The organism is Flavobacterium sp. ACN6, assembly GCF_002304005.1.
Classification (GTDB): domain Bacteria; phylum Bacteroidota; class Bacteroidia; order Flavobacteriales; family Flavobacteriaceae; genus Flavobacterium.
Genome location: NZ_MRCQ01000009.1, coordinates 70,839 through 84,570, shown reverse-complemented (window position 1 = coordinate 84,570; position 13,732 = coordinate 70,839). Strand labels below are relative to the sequence as shown.

General features: G+C 34.4%; 15 protein-coding genes. 8 read left to right on the top strand and 7 right to left on the bottom strand.

Going from position 1 to position 13,732, the window contains the following annotated elements:
- The first annotated feature begins 13 nt into the window (after window positions 1–13).
- The 3 genes from BSF42_RS14835 to BSF42_RS14825 all read left to right on the top strand — a co-directional run bounded on the left by BSF42_RS14835 (window position 14) and on the right by BSF42_RS14825 (window position 4,414).
- Window positions 14–3,304, top strand: a complete 3,291-nt coding sequence (locus BSF42_RS14835; RefSeq protein WP_095953868.1) for a TonB-dependent receptor domain-containing protein — start codon at window positions 14–16, stop codon at window positions 3,302–3,304.
- A 104-nt stretch (window positions 3,305–3,408) separates the two neighbouring features.
- A complete protein-coding gene (locus BSF42_RS14830; RefSeq protein WP_095953867.1) occupies window positions 3,409–3,831 on the top strand; it encodes a hypothetical protein in 423 nt (140 codons plus the stop codon).
- A gap of 91 nt (window positions 3,832–3,922) precedes the next feature.
- The gene (locus BSF42_RS14825) at window positions 3,923–4,414 is read left to right on the top strand and encodes a septal ring lytic transglycosylase RlpA family protein (RefSeq protein ID WP_095953866.1); all 492 of its coding nucleotides are present in this window, start codon (window positions 3,923–3,925) and stop codon (window positions 4,412–4,414) included.
- 31 nt (window positions 4,415–4,445) lie between these two features.
- Here BSF42_RS14825 and BSF42_RS14820 read toward each other — a convergent pair whose 3' ends face one another.
- Complete coding sequence (locus tag BSF42_RS14820; protein ID WP_095953865.1) at window positions 4,446–4,901, bottom strand: DinB family protein; 456 nt, start codon at window positions 4,899–4,901, stop codon at window positions 4,446–4,448.
- Window positions 4,902–4,980: 79 nt separating this feature from the next.
- Between BSF42_RS14820 and BSF42_RS14815 the strand changes: the two genes are divergently transcribed.
- The 5 genes from BSF42_RS14815 to nadD all read left to right on the top strand — a co-directional run bounded on the left by BSF42_RS14815 (window position 4,981) and on the right by nadD (window position 8,145).
- Window positions 4,981–5,328, top strand: a complete 348-nt coding sequence (locus BSF42_RS14815) for an arsenate reductase family protein (protein ID WP_095953864.1) — start codon at window positions 4,981–4,983, stop codon at window positions 5,326–5,328.
- A gap of 224 nt (window positions 5,329–5,552) precedes the next feature.
- Complete coding sequence (locus tag BSF42_RS14810) at window positions 5,553–6,413, top strand: YicC/YloC family endoribonuclease (RefSeq protein ID WP_095953863.1); 861 nt, start codon at window positions 5,553–5,555, stop codon at window positions 6,411–6,413.
- A 107-nt stretch (window positions 6,414–6,520) separates the two neighbouring features.
- A complete protein-coding gene (gene gmk, locus BSF42_RS14805) occupies window positions 6,521–7,093 on the top strand; it encodes a guanylate kinase (protein WP_095953862.1) in 573 nt (190 codons plus the stop codon).
- A gap of 72 nt (window positions 7,094–7,165) precedes the next feature.
- Window positions 7,166–7,531 carry a four helix bundle protein gene (locus BSF42_RS14800; protein ID WP_095953861.1) on the top strand — a complete coding sequence of 122 codons (366 nt, stop codon included), beginning with the start codon at window positions 7,166–7,168 and terminating at the stop codon, window positions 7,529–7,531.
- A gap of 32 nt (window positions 7,532–7,563) precedes the next feature.
- A complete protein-coding gene (gene nadD / locus BSF42_RS14795) occupies window positions 7,564–8,145 on the top strand; it encodes a nicotinate (nicotinamide) nucleotide adenylyltransferase (RefSeq protein WP_095953860.1) in 582 nt (193 codons plus the stop codon).
- A gap of 439 nt (window positions 8,146–8,584) precedes the next feature.
- Here nadD and BSF42_RS14790 read toward each other — a convergent pair whose 3' ends face one another.
- From BSF42_RS14790 to BSF42_RS14765, 6 genes are all read right to left on the bottom strand, one after another.
- Window positions 8,585–10,054 (bottom strand): nicotinate phosphoribosyltransferase, encoded by a 1,470-nt coding sequence (locus BSF42_RS14790; RefSeq protein ID WP_095953859.1) that lies wholly within the window; start codon window positions 10,052–10,054, stop codon window positions 8,585–8,587.
- Between the two features lie 34 nt (window positions 10,055–10,088).
- Window positions 10,089–10,637, bottom strand: coding sequence for an RNA 2'-phosphotransferase (locus BSF42_RS14785; RefSeq protein ID WP_095953858.1), 549 nt, complete (start codon window positions 10,635–10,637; stop codon window positions 10,089–10,091).
- Window positions 10,638–10,716: 79 nt separating this feature from the next.
- Window positions 10,717–11,244 (bottom strand): NADAR family protein, encoded by a 528-nt coding sequence (locus tag BSF42_RS14780; protein ID WP_095953857.1) that lies wholly within the window; start codon window positions 11,242–11,244, stop codon window positions 10,717–10,719.
- An 8-nt stretch (window positions 11,245–11,252) separates the two neighbouring features.
- Window positions 11,253–12,335 carry an adenylosuccinate synthetase gene (locus BSF42_RS14775; protein ID WP_095953856.1) on the bottom strand — a complete coding sequence of 361 codons (1,083 nt, stop codon included), beginning with the start codon at window positions 12,333–12,335 and terminating at the stop codon, window positions 11,253–11,255.
- 185 nt (window positions 12,336–12,520) lie between these two features.
- The gene (locus tag BSF42_RS14770) at window positions 12,521–13,390 is read right to left on the bottom strand and encodes a hypothetical protein (RefSeq protein ID WP_095953855.1); all 870 of its coding nucleotides are present in this window, start codon (window positions 13,388–13,390) and stop codon (window positions 12,521–12,523) included.
- Between the two features lie 2 nt (window positions 13,391–13,392).
- Complete coding sequence (locus BSF42_RS14765; RefSeq protein ID WP_253251075.1) at window positions 13,393–13,725, bottom strand: hypothetical protein; 333 nt, start codon at window positions 13,723–13,725, stop codon at window positions 13,393–13,395.
- Window positions 13,726–13,732 lie beyond the last annotated feature (7 nt).

Here is a 13,732-nt window from a genome sequence, read left to right as displayed (position 1 = left end):
AATAACAAAACAGATGAAAAAATTGTCAAAGTTTCTCTTACTGCTTTTAGCGTTTATTTATGCAGGAGATATTTATGCGCAAGGTAATACAACTTCCTCTATCAATGGAGTTGTTAATGATTCGCAAAACAAGTCCCTTCCAGGTGCAACGATTCTAGCAGTTCACGAGGCTTCAGGTAGCCGTTATTCAACCACAACGGATTTTGATGGTCACTTTAGAATCTCTAACATGCGTGTTGGTGGTCCTTACAAAATTGAAGTGACTTTCATTGGTTTCACAACCTACACAGAGTCAGGAGTTTATTTACAACTTGGAGATTCTAAAAGTTTAAAAGTTAACTTAAAAGACGAAACAAACCAACTTAGTGAAGTTGTTGTTGTTGGTAAAAAAGATCCAACTTTTAACTCAAAAAAGACTGGAGCTCAAACTATTATCGATCATGACAAGATCAATGAATTACCATCTTTATCAAGAAACATTGCTGACTTTGCAAGACTTACACCACAAGCGCAAATGCGTGGAGATGATGTAATCTCAATTGGCGGACAAAATAACAGATTTAACGCAATTTATATTGACGGTGCTGTAAACAACGACGTTTTCGGATTAGCTGCAAATGGTACTAACGGTGGACAAACAGGAGTTTCTCCAATTTCATTAGATGCAATTGAGCAATTCCAAGTGAGTGTTTCTCCTTACGATGTTAAATTATCAGGATTTGCTGGAGGAGCAATTAGTGCTATTACACGTTCTGGAACAAATAACTTTGATGGTTCTGCTTATTTCTTATACAGAGACCAATCTTTAGCTGGAAAAACTCCACAAAAAGCAAGCGCTACTGCAGAAAGAAAAAAATTATCTGATTTTACGGCTCAAACATACGGTGTAAGAGCTGGAGGAGCTATCTTGAAAGATAAATTATTCTACTTCATCAACTACGAAAGACAGGATAACGAAACACCAGCTCCTTTTGATATCAACAACTATACTGGCGCTATCGGTATTGCTAGTGGAAATCCGTACAGCGGTGCTGTGGCTCAAGATAGAATTAATGCTTTAACAGATCGCCTACAAACACTTTATGGTTACAATCCTGGTGTTTACAACAACAATACTCAAACTTTAGTATCTGATAAATTAATCGCTAAAGTGGACTGGAATATTAATGACAATAACAAACTTTCTGTAAAGAACAGTTATGTTAAAGCAACAAACTTCTCTCCATATCGTTCAACAGCAACTTCTTTGAACTTTGTTAATGGTGCTCAAGACTTCGAATCTATAACAAACTCTGCTTCATTAGAGTTAAACACTAGATTTAACAACAAATTCTCAAACAACCTTGTAGTTGGTTTTACTACTGTAAATGATGACAGAGATGCATCAGGAAGCCCATTCCCTACCGTTGAAATTAGAGATGGAGCAGGAACAATTTATTTTGGTGCCGAAGCTAGTTCAACAGCTAACTTATTAAAACAAAGAGTTTTAACAATTACAGATAACTTCGAGATTAACGTTGGTAAACACAATATTTTAATTGGTACACACAACGAATTGACTTACGCTAAAAACGTATTTATCAGCAGTAACTTTGGTAGATACCAATTTAGCAGCTATGATAGCTTCATGAACAATGGAGTACCTTCAAGATACCGTTTAGGATACTCTTTAATTGGAGGTTCAGGAGATGAGTCTCTAGGAGCAGCTGAATTCAACATGAACCAATTTGGATTATATCTTCAAGATAACATTAGAATTTCTGACAACTTCAGAGTTTCTGTAGGTGTACGTGCTGATATGCCAGTATGGGAAAGCGGAATTGTAAACAGTGATTTTAACGAAAGAACTATTCCATTATTAGAAGCTGCAGGGAAAGATCTTAAAGGCGCAAAAGTTGGTCAAGCAATTAAAAACACCGTGCATTTTTCTCCAAGAGTTGGATTCAACTATGACGTAAACGGAGACAAAGAAACTCAAGTACGTGGAGGTATTGGAGTATTTACATCAAGAGTTCCTCTAGTATGGCCAGGTGGAGCTTACAATAACTATGGTATGGGACAATACTTTTACGATACAAGTATTGTTACAACAGGTCCTAAACCTCTTTTCAATCCTAACACAGATGTTAACAGCCAAATGTATTCTAACGGCGTTGCTGTTGGACCAATCCCGGGAACAGGTGCTGTAGGAGGAAATGTTGATTTATTTTCTAAAGATTTCAAATTACCACAAGTATTAAAAACAAGTCTTGCTTTTGATCGTAAATTACCTGGTGGATTAGTATTGACTGCAGAAGCGATCTTCAATGAAAACTTGAACGCAATTCAGTACCAAAACTTAAACCTTGTAGGTCCACAAACTTATACTACAGGTGGAGATGTTAGACCAATATACAACAATGTACTTGTTGATAAAACATATTCAGGAATCTACTTAGGTTCTAACAAAAAAGCAGGAAGCGCTTGGAATACTAGTTTCACATTAACTAAATACTTCCAATCTGACTTTATCGATGCAAACATCTCTGCAACATATTCTTACGGAGAATCTAACGTTTGGATGGATGCAACAAGTTCTCAAAACAGTTCGCAATGGCAATACATGGAAACTGTTAACGGTTCAAACGCGATTTCTGGTGTATCTAGATCAGATTTTGATCAAGGGTCAAGAGTTATGGCTAACTCATCTATCAAATTCAAATGGAACAATAATATCAAAACTACTATTGGTCTATTCTATGAGGGAGCTCAAGGAACACCTATCAGTTATATCTACAACGATAGTAACGGTAGAATCATGAGAGATACTAACCAAAACTCAGCATTAGCTTACATCCCAACTAACAAAAGTGAAGTTGTTTTAGTTTCTACTACTGCTAACCCTATGACACCAGATCAACAATGGGAAGCTTATGATGCTTATATCTCTAGTAATAAGTACTTAAACAGCAGAAGAGGAAAATATGCAGAGCGTAACGGTGATCGTTTAGACTGGAGCCATGTTATCGATTTAAAATTAGCTCAAGAGTTTAAAGTTAACGTAGGTAAGAAAAGCCACAAATTAGAGTTTACAGCTGATGTTTTCAACTTTACAAACTTGTTAAACAAAAACTGGGGAAGAAGATACTTCGCTACAAACGATCAAGTATTATTACTTCAACAAGTTGGTTTCTTAGCTAACGGAACTACTCCAACATTCAACTTCAACCCAAGTGTTGCAAATACTGTTAACCAAATTGATGATGTAGGTTTACAATCAGCAAGATGGCAAATGCAAGTTGGAGCTAGATACTCTTTCAACTAATAAAGAACCATCCTAAATAATTAAAACGGCATTGACTTTTAAGTTTAATGCCGTTTTTTTTTACTCATTTTTGTTATATTTGTTTCAAACAAAAAACAAGGTTTATGTATAATTTTCTACAAAAATTCCACTCTGGCTGGGCATACTTAGCATTGCTTCTTTTACTTGTTGCAGTTGTTAACGCAATCATCGGAGTCACTTCAAAAAAAGAGTTTACAGCTAAGGATCGTAAAATCGCTTTATTTGCTTTAATTGGTACTCACACCCAGTTATTAATTGGTTTGATCTTATATTTTGTTTCTCCTCTTGGAAAAGCAGCTTTTGGACAAATGTCTAATGCAGAACTTAGATTAACATCATTAGAGCACCCACTAATTAATCTTATTGCTATCGTCCTAATTACAATTGGATGGTCTAAACATAAAAAATTAATAAACAGCGAAGCTAAATTTAAGACCTTTGCTATATTTTACGGATTAGGATTATTACTAATTTTAAGTAGAATTCCGTGGAACCTTTGGTTCTAAAAAATACCAATTAAAAGCCCTTTTACAGGGCTTTTTTTATCTCGGCATATTATTTGTACAAACTCCCCCCAAGTCTGAAAAAAAATAACCCATGAGAAATAAAAAACACATTTTATTCGCCACAATTGCTTTGACTTTAATTAGCGGCTTTACTTATGTTATAAGCCAAACCAAACCTACAACAGAACCTAAAATCATTCAAGATACGGTCAAAAATGCAAGACCAAATATTATTGCATTACCTGTAGATTCAGTATTTACAGACAAAGGTTTAAAACTAAGACCATACAAAAAAAATGCTCACGCCTCCTACTACGCTGATCGTTTTAATGGAAAAAGAACTGCGAACGGAAGCCGATTCAACAACAATCAATATACTGCTGCTCATAAAAAACTTCCTTTTGGAACCAGAGTAAAAGTAACAAATGAAGCAAATGGCAAATTTGTCATTGTAAAAATTACAGATCGTGGTCCATTTGTAAAAACCCGTGAAATCGATTTATCTAAAAGAGCTTTTATGGATATTACCAAACACAAAGGTGCAGGCGCCATGAAGGTTACCATTGAAACCATAGTAGAATAATAAAAATCCCGCTTTAAGGCGGGATTTTTATTTAAACCAATTTTCTTAAACTCATCATAATACCACTGTGAACTCCCTCATGATAATTATTAAAATCTAAAGCTCCTTGTATATTTTTAAGTGTATAACCTAAGCTCGTGGCATATTCGTTATAGTCAACGAAAAGACCGGTTTCAAAATCATTTTTTGTTTTTTCAAGTGTTGTTGAAAGCAATGCTTTAATTTCATCAACTTCTGCCTGCGAAAGATCTCCTTCGGGTTTTGTACCTCTTCTGTATTTTAGAATAAATTCATCTGATACTATTGCTGGTAATCCCGATAGTTTATAAACCAAAGCCTGCTGCACAGAAATACAATGCGCAGCATTCCAAATAATATTATTATTGAATCCTTGCGGAATTTTATTCAATTGTTCTAATGAATGACTTTCTAACATTTTCAAAAGAACCTCTCTAATTGTTTTTTGGACTTCAAAAACTGAATTCATAATTTATTTTTTTTCTAAAATTAGACAATTTTAAGTTTTAAATGAATTTTCTTTGTACTCTAATAAAAACTCAAAAATCATGAACAAAATATATTATTTGGCATCTTGCGATACGTGCAGAAAAATCATTAAAAGTCTTCCTAAAAATGATTTGGTTTTTCACGATATCAAACAAGACCCAATTACGGAGGCAGAATTAGAAGAAATGTATAAACTTTCTGGAAGCTACGAAGCCTTATTCAGCAAAAAAGCGCAATTGTATAAATCTATGGATTTAAAAAACAAATCGTTGACTGAGGCAGATTTTAAAAAATACATTCTGGAACATTATACTTTTTTAAGCCGTCCGGTTTTTATTATTGACGGAAAAATTTACATCGGCAACAGCCAGCAGAATATCTTACAGGTTATGAAGGCTTTAGAATAAATTTATTTTCTCTAAAGACACTTTTCTTAAAGAATGTAATTGAACAAATCTCGCAAAGACGCAAAGCCGTAAAGCTTAAGTGTATTTCTTTGCAACTTTGCATCTTTGCGAGAAAATCATTCCAAAGCAAAAAAACTTTAAAATAGTTTATACTGAACTGGAACAGCATTTAACATCAAACACTGCAAACTTTTATTTATCTTTGCGCCTTTATACTCAATTATATGATACAATCTATGACAGGGTTTGGCAAAGCTTCTTTGCAATTGCCTACAAAAAAAATTACCGTTGAAGTAAAATCCTTAAACAGCAAAGGTTTAGATTTAAATGTAAGAATGCCGTCGCTTTATCGCGAAATGGAATTAGGCTTGCGAACCCAAATCTCTACAAAACTGGAAAGAGGAAAAATTGATTTTGCGATTTACATCGAAAGTACTGCAGAACAAACTTCGACTAAAGTAAATGTTCCTGTCGTAAAAAATTATATTGCGCAATTAAAAGAGGTTTATCCAGCTGCTGATGAAACAGAATTGATGAAAATGGCTGTTCGTATGCCGGATACCTTAAAAACAGAGCGCGAAGAAATTGACGAAAATGACTGGGAGCAAATTCAGGTAATTATTGATGAAGCTCTCCAAAACATTTTAAGTTTTAGAAAAGACGAAGGAGAATCTCTTGAAAAAGAATTCAACCTTAGAATTGGAAATATCCGCCAATATATGAACGACGCTCTGGCTCTTGATCCAGAACGTGTTCAGGCAATTAAGGATCGTTTACAAACCGCAATTTCTGAATTACAAGTTAATGTTGATGAAAACCGTTTCGAACAGGAATTAATCTATTATCTTGAAAAATTAGACATTACAGAAGAAAAAGTTCGTTTAACCAATCACTTAGATTATTTCTTAGAGACCATAAAAGGTACTGAAGCGAATGGTCGTAAACTTGGTTTTATTACTCAGGAAATGGGTCGTGAGATCAATACGATGGGTTCTAAATCGAATCATGCTCAAATGCAGAAGCTGGTGGTGATGATGAAGGATGAATTGGAGAAGATTAAGGAACAGGTTTTGAATGTCCTTTAGACGCTTTAAGCAGTAAGCTTTACGCTATAGGCAAAATTGAAGACTTCAAAAATAAAGGCTTAAAGCTTACGGCCTAAAGCTTAAAGCAAAAAATAAAGCATAAATTAATGAACAAAGGAAAATTAATTGTTTTCTCAGCACCATCAGGATCAGGAAAAACAACTATAGTAAAACATTTACTAGGGAAAGAAGATTTAAACTTAGAATTTTCGATCTCAGCAGCTTCACGCGACCCACGCGGAGAAGAAGAACACGGAAAAGATTATTATTTTATTTCGTTGGAAGAATTCAAAAAACACATTAAAGCCGAAAATTTCCTGGAATGGGAAGAAGTGTACCGTGATAATTTCTACGGCACTTTAAAAGCCGAAATTGAAAGAATCTGGGCTTTAGGAAAAAATGTAATTTTTGATATTGATGTTGCCGGCGGACTTCGTATTAAACATAAATTCCCAGAGCAGACTTTAGCCGTCTTCGTAAAACCGCCAAGTGTGGACGAATTAAAACGCCGATTAAAAGAACGCTCTACAGAAAGTGAAGATAAAATCAATATGCGAATTGCAAAAGCTTCGGTTGAATTAGCTACAGCTCCTCAGTTTGACACTATTATCAAAAATTACGATTTAGATACAGCGAAAGAAGAAGCCTATCAACTAGTGAAGGAGTTTGTATCTAAGTAGTTATTTAGTCGTTAGTTGTTAGTCGTTAGTTGTTAGTCCTTAGTCTGAGAAGAAGTTAATTTTAAGATTTACATGAGCGGTATTAAATCATACAAAGAATTATTCATTTGGCAAAAAGGAATAAGAATAGTTGTTCTGGTTTATAAACTAACAAAGAGTTTTCCTAAAGAAGAAATATACGCCTTAACAAGTCAATTAAAAAGAGCGAGCGTATCCATTCCTTCAAATATTGCAGAAGGTTTTGGACGTCAAACCGACAAATCATTTAACCATTTTTTGAATATTTCCAGAGGCTCTCTGAATGAAATAGAAACACAATTAATTATTGCAAAAGAATTAGAATTTATTTCTGACGATAATCTATTTAATGAGATTATGTTTTTGATTGAAGAAGAAAGCAAAATGATAAGTGCTTTTTCTAAAAATCTCAAAGACTAAGAACTAAGGACTAAGAACTAAGTACTCTAAAAATGAAAATAGGTCTTTATTTCGGCACATATAATCCCATTCATGTTGGTCATTTGATCATTGCCAATCACATGGCTGAGTTTGCAGATTTAGATCAGATTTGGATGGTTGTTACGCCTCATAATCCGTTAAAAAAGAAAGCGACTTTATTAGATGATCATCATCGTTTGCAGATGGTTTATCTGGCAACAGAAGATTATCCAAAAATAAAACCTTCGGATATTGAATTTAAATTACCTCAGCCGAACTACACCGTAATTACTTTAGCACATTTACAAGAGAAATATCCCAATCATGAATTTTCTTTGATTATGGGCGAAGACAATTTGAAAACGCTTCATAAATGGAAAAACTACGAAGTAATTCTCGAGAATCATGATATTTATGTTTATCCGAGAATTTCTGAGGAAGAGGAAAATGTCGAATTAAAATCACATCCAAAAATTCATGTAATCGATGCGCCGATTGTAGAAATTTCTTCAACATTTATAAGAAACAGTATTAAGGAAGGGAAAAATATTCAGCCTTTACTTCCTCCAAAAGTTTGGGAATATATAGATCATAATAATTTCTATAAGAAATAAACAATTTGAATTGCCTCCAGTTTTAACTGGAGGTTTTTTATTTTCAAAAAATCATTCCGTAGGAATGTATCATCGGTCGAATTAAATTTGAATTACGTTGATACGTTCCGTAGAAACGTTTCATTAAAGATCTATTATTACACAAAAGGGTTTCGCTACAGGACACATGCAAAAACGATACATTTTTTTCTACCGATGAGACATTCCTACGGAATATTGAAATACTGTTGTTTACTAAACTGATTAGTGAAAAATAAATAAAACAAAAAGAGCCTGATTTTAAAATTCAGGCTCTTCTTGTTAATGAAAAATATTTTGAGTCAAATAAGCTCCAGCGGCGCGAAAAAATATCACCCCGATGGGGCTTTTTTCCATTTGAACGATTAAATGCTATAAATATGCCGTCCCTTTGGGACTTATTAATTAAAACGAAAATTTATTACGCTTCAACGTTTATCTCGCTTTTTACTCGACTTCTAATATCACTCAGCGATTGATCAATTAAAAGTTTTCCATCTCTAAAAACTTCCTTCAATTCACCTTGTTTTTCTTCTTCCCAAGAAACATTATCTGTTAAATGATACTTCCCGTCGATTAAATCTATTTTCATCAATCCTTTGGCCGATTTTTTAGTTCCGTCATCTGTAATCGGATCTTTGAAAATTGCTCTCCCTTCACCATTTACTTCTCCGTAAGTTGCTTTCATAGCAAAACCGAATGTATCTCTTGTGTTGTATTGATACGTGAACGATCCAATTCCCAGAACCACATTTGTAGATGCAAATCCCTTTTCTTTTAATCTTTCACAAATTTGAGTTGCTCTTGCCACAGTAATACTATCACCGTAAATAGCGCCGATTTGCGGAATCAATTCTTTAAATCCTTTGTCGTTTACAGAACCGCCGAAAACATCCCAAAGCAATTCGATTACACCTTTCTTTTCTTTTTCTGTTTTTCCGTTTGGATTTCCGCAGATAATATCAACCGGATCACCGCTGTCAGGACGAATTACTACTTTCCCTTCTCTTGAAATAATATCTTCTCTTAAACGCGGTAAATAATCGGTTAAAACCTTCCATAAATCCCAAGTGTCAGAAACGATAGAAACGATTCCTTTTGGATAAACTTCTGTAATTAATCTTTTAAAGGTTTCACATTCTCCTTCTGTAGTTCCCATGCACATTACAGAATGTTCTGTAGCAGCAACTGATCCCGCGATTAATTCGGCATCAGAATTGGCTTTGTAATATTCTTCGAAGAAATCAATCGCCGGAATTGTATCAGATCCTGTAAAACTTAATAAATGTCCCGCTGCTGAAGTTACAGCTGCTTCGATTCCGCCCATTCCTCTCATCGAGAAATCATGTGCCTGCCAGTCTACAAATTCTGGAACTGATGATGTTTCATCTGCATATTTATCTAATACTTTTCTGTATTCTTTTGCAATTGTAGCAGAGTTACAAGGCAGCCAGACTACTGCAGAAAGCAACGTTTCGAAGTAATTAGTAAGCCAGAAAAACTCGGGAATTGTATTGTACATCGTAAACATCGGAACTCTTAATGGTACCGTCGCTCCTTCTGGCAATGCTTTAAAAACCATCGGAATATATCCTAAGTCGTGTAAGTCTTCGATATGTTTTGTACCAACTTGGTTTTCACCCAAATAATTATTGATTCTTCTAGAATATTTCTTAATCACTTCTTCTTTTGGCTGTTTGAAGAAATACTCTTCAAAATCATGAATGATATATTTTTTGATGAAATACTGTAATCCGAAAAACACAACCTCATCAAGGCCTTCAATTCTTGATTTACGAGGTGTCCAGTTAGAATAAACTAATGTGGTATTATCTGGGTATTGTCTTCTGTGGTCAACTTTGTAACCATCTGTTAATAGTAGTGGGTTCATATATTTTCTAGTTAATTTAATTAATTTTACAACATCAAAAATCGATATATTTTACGGGAACTTCATCAGTAAGCCAAACATTATTTTCAGATAAATAAAATTTAAATCCATCTCTGTACATCTGACCGCTTCTTATGCTCAAAATTTGAGGAGCTCCTCTTCTGCTTCCTACTTTTACAGCTGTTTCTCTATCTTTTGAAAGATGTATATGCTGACGGCTCATTTTTTGTAAACCTTCTTTTTTAATGCTTTCCAAAAACTTTGCAACAGTTCCGTGATACAAATATTCTGATGGTTCTGTTTCTTCCAGATTCAATTCAACCGAAATAGAATGCCCCTGACTTGCTCTTATTTTCGTTTTATCTTCATTAAAAGCAAAACGTTTTTTATCGTTGTTTTCTACAACATAATCTAAAAGTTCAGCAGTCATTTGATTTTGACTTCCTTTTTTATTGCATTTTAGAATTAATTCGTCAACATCTGCCCAGCCGTTTTCATCTAATTTTAATCCAATTGTTTCTGGCGAATGTCTAAGCACCAAACTTAAAAACTTGCTGACACTTTTTGCTGTTTTTTCATTCATGATTAATATTTTTTTTCTACCAATGAAATGTTTTTCTACCAATGAAATGTTCCTACGGAACATCTGTTTGTATATAATTTTATTTCAATTCATCTCTAACTTCCATCAAAGCAAAACCTAGCAAATTCAAACCTTTCCATTTCTGCGGGTTCATAACATCTTTGTGATCGCCCGCCATACCTATTCCCCAGATTGCATCTACAGGACTTGCTTCTACTATAACTCTCTCTTTTGTATTTAGTAAAAAAGTTTTTAGTTCTTCGTTTTGACTGAACTTATGATAATTCCCTTCTTTCACAATTTCAAATCTCGCGGCTAACCAAAGCGTTTCGTTATAGTTCTTCACTTCGCGACCTAACTTTTTGGCTTCGGCAGGAGAATTAGCTTTAATGATTTTTGCTAAAATTTCATTGTCCTTAAACAATTCGGCTTTCTTCGCCATCATCCAGTGTTCTGCAGTTTTGTAGATCACTTTATCAATTTCAAAAGAACTTAACCACCATTGACTAAAACAGGTTTTAGTAATTGTTCCGTCATTACTTGGCTGATGTCCCCAGAAAAACAAAAATTTATTTTCTTGACTAATATTATCTATATTGTATTTCATTTTTTCTGTTATTGAAACAAAGAAGTAATCTCTTTAAAATCTTTAGAATCGGGTGAAAATGATCCGTAAATGGCATTGAAATCTGTTGTCAAATTTTCAAATTCATAGTCTTTCTCTAACTGATCCATACAGGTTACAACCAAATTTCTTTTTGTATTTGGACTATAAGCTGCGTCTAATTTTAAAGCGTAATTCAACAAATCATAATCAAGATCTGCAAATCTCAGCTGTTTTTGATATTCGTTGAAAACACAGGTTTCTTCTTCGTTATTTTTTAATTTTAATTCAACTTCATTTGGCATCCAGCCGTGACCGTGTCTTGTTGTGTAACTTCTGGTTACGTAATACACTTCTATATCATCAATTTTTAGTTTATTACAAATTTCAATCGCATTTTTTGAAGTGGTATTTGCATACGTCACATTCGGAAAAACACCATGATCCATATCGAGGAGAATTCCCTGACTTCCTTCAAAAATTAAATTAGTATATTTTGAAAGAAAACTGTAATCAACAATATTCCATTTTATTTTATCTACGGCTTCCAGATAATCCTGAACTTCTTGATCGATGTCTGGTTCATTTAAAAAACCGTAGTAATAAGCAATTTGGTTTAGTTTTTCTAAAAGCATTTCGCGGGGCGCTATCAAATCAATCGCAAATAATTTATAAGGCCCTTCGTTCCTTTTCATGGTTGAACCAATGCCTTTTCCGCAGGTTCCGTGATCTATGTTTCTCACGTTTCCTCTATTGTGCCAAACATCAAACGGAGTAGTCACTTTTGCCAATGGATGAATATACAGATCGAGATTAGCATTTTTTTCTTTTAATTCTTCTCTTTCATTAAACAGAAAAAGCGGATGAATCGTGCAGTGTTCGCTGTAGTAAGACGGAAGACCACGAAGCGCACCGCTGGCAAAGCTGGAATGAACGTGTTTTCTATCATCAATCACAACCGTATGCGCAGCCTGCTGTCCTCCAGAAAAGCGAATAACTATAGATTCAGGATTTTGTTTTGCCAGAAAATCTGTTGTTATTCCTTTTCCTTCATCACCAAATCCTAAACCTATAACTATTTGAGCTATTTTCATTTGTTGTTATTATTAATCTCGCAAAGTCGCTAAATCGCAAAGTTTTTTTGTCAGCAACTCTTTTTAAGTTCTATTTTAAACTTTATCATTTGGTAAAAAATCTTTGCGCCTCCGCGTCTTTGCGAGCAAATTTCTCGTCGTTGAGAAAAAAAATTTCTTTTTAATCTGGCGAAGTCCCAAAACTTTTAAAGCATTTCTATATTATCTAAACCTGTACTTGTTGTATCAGAAACTGGTATTGTTCCTGAAACAGAACTTTTATGTTTATCGCAGATTATTTTCTTGATTACGTTTGGAATTTCTCTATGATCTTCAATTGAAAGACAATTTTGTCCTAACAATTCTTTCCATTCGACATCAGCATTTATCGCTTGTCCGGAATGCAAAACACTAATATGATATACATCGTATTTTTTTTGCGCTTCTGCCAACAATTCAAGATGTGTATAAGTCTGTTGTCCTTGACCCATAATTTCTTTTATTGCCGATGCAGGAAGTATTTTTAAACCAGGTTCATCGCCAACTGTAAACAGCAGTCCTTTTTGACCTCTTTTTTCGAAAGCATCAGTTTTAGTATGAAATGCAGCAAAATACCATGCTAACAAATAACTTTCTCCGGCGTTTCCTCCACCACCGCCTTCGATATAGGTTCTCGTTAACCACATGTCTAGTTCTTCATCTCCAGATTCAAATTGTCCAACCTGCAATGGATATCTGTCGCATTCGTGATCGCCGATTCCTAAAAACAAAAGTGCCGGATCTGGAACACCTCCCTGAATAATTCCTCCCATTAATTTTGGAAGTCCTTCTTTGATCAGTTCGTGTGGAATATGTCCCATACTTCCCGTAACGTCTAGTCCTAAAATAATTGGAACTGTGTTTGGATGAACGTCTGAATCTCTCGCTTCTCTGAAAATCACTCCTTTTGGATTCATTGATTCATGCGCCATTCGTAACGCATTCTGTGTAAAAATCTCGCCAGCCGATTTACTAGCATAGCCTACTTTTTTTGCTCTGCTTTCGCGAGCACCGAAATCATATCTTGTACCTCCCATGACTAAAATGTTTTACCAAATAAATACTCAAATCTCTTTTTTGTTACTTCAAACTGGATATTTAAATTTCTGATGGTCAGCGAAAGCTCCATATCTTTTTGCACAAAAGCTTCTGGCTGAAAATCGGCAAAGGTTAAACTGTTTTTATCCAGCGGACTAATATCGATAAGTCCTTCTTGTTCTCTTTCGAGTCTTTTTATTTTTAATTCAATATCCTCAACTCGCCGTCTGTATATTAATTCAGAATCTTCGCCAATAGTTTTGGCTCTATCCTCTCTTATCTGATCATTGTTTCTTTTTAAAGACTCAATAAATCTTGGTTTTAAATCGTTCATAATTTTA

Coding starts and splice junctions, on each gene's coding strand:
- BSF42_RS14835 (WP_095953868.1), top strand. CDS start 14: ATGAAAAAATTGTCAAAGTTTCTCTTACTGCTTTTAGCGTTTATTTAT.
- BSF42_RS14830 (WP_095953867.1), top strand. CDS start 3,409: ATGTATAATTTTCTACAAAAATTCCACTCTGGCTGGGCATACTTAGCA.
- BSF42_RS14825 (WP_095953866.1), top strand. CDS start 3,923: ATGAGAAATAAAAAACACATTTTATTCGCCACAATTGCTTTGACTTTA.
- BSF42_RS14820 (WP_095953865.1), bottom strand. CDS start 4,901: ATGAATTCAGTTTTTGAAGTCCAAAAAACAATTAGAGAGGTTCTTTTG.
- BSF42_RS14815 (WP_095953864.1), top strand. CDS start 4,981: ATGAACAAAATATATTATTTGGCATCTTGCGATACGTGCAGAAAAATC.
- BSF42_RS14810 (WP_095953863.1), top strand. CDS start 5,553: ATGATACAATCTATGACAGGGTTTGGCAAAGCTTCTTTGCAATTGCCT.
- gmk (WP_095953862.1), top strand. CDS start 6,521: ATGAACAAAGGAAAATTAATTGTTTTCTCAGCACCATCAGGATCAGGA.
- BSF42_RS14800 (WP_095953861.1), top strand. CDS start 7,166: ATGAGCGGTATTAAATCATACAAAGAATTATTCATTTGGCAAAAAGGA.
- nadD (WP_095953860.1), top strand. CDS start 7,564: ATGAAAATAGGTCTTTATTTCGGCACATATAATCCCATTCATGTTGGT.
- BSF42_RS14790 (WP_095953859.1), bottom strand. CDS start 10,054: ATGAACCCACTACTATTAACAGATGGTTACAAAGTTGACCACAGAAGA.
- BSF42_RS14785 (WP_095953858.1), bottom strand. CDS start 10,637: ATGAATGAAAAAACAGCAAAAAGTGTCAGCAAGTTTTTAAGTTTGGTG.
- BSF42_RS14780 (WP_095953857.1), bottom strand. CDS start 11,244: ATGAAATACAATATAGATAATATTAGTCAAGAAAATAAATTTTTGTTT.
- BSF42_RS14775 (WP_095953856.1), bottom strand. CDS start 12,335: ATGAAAATAGCTCAAATAGTTATAGGTTTAGGATTTGGTGATGAAGGA.
- BSF42_RS14770 (WP_095953855.1), bottom strand. CDS start 13,390: ATGGGAGGTACAAGATATGATTTCGGTGCTCGCGAAAGCAGAGCAAAA.
- BSF42_RS14765 (WP_253251075.1), bottom strand. CDS start 13,725: ATGAACGATTTAAAACCAAGATTTATTGAGTCTTTAAAAAGAAACAAT.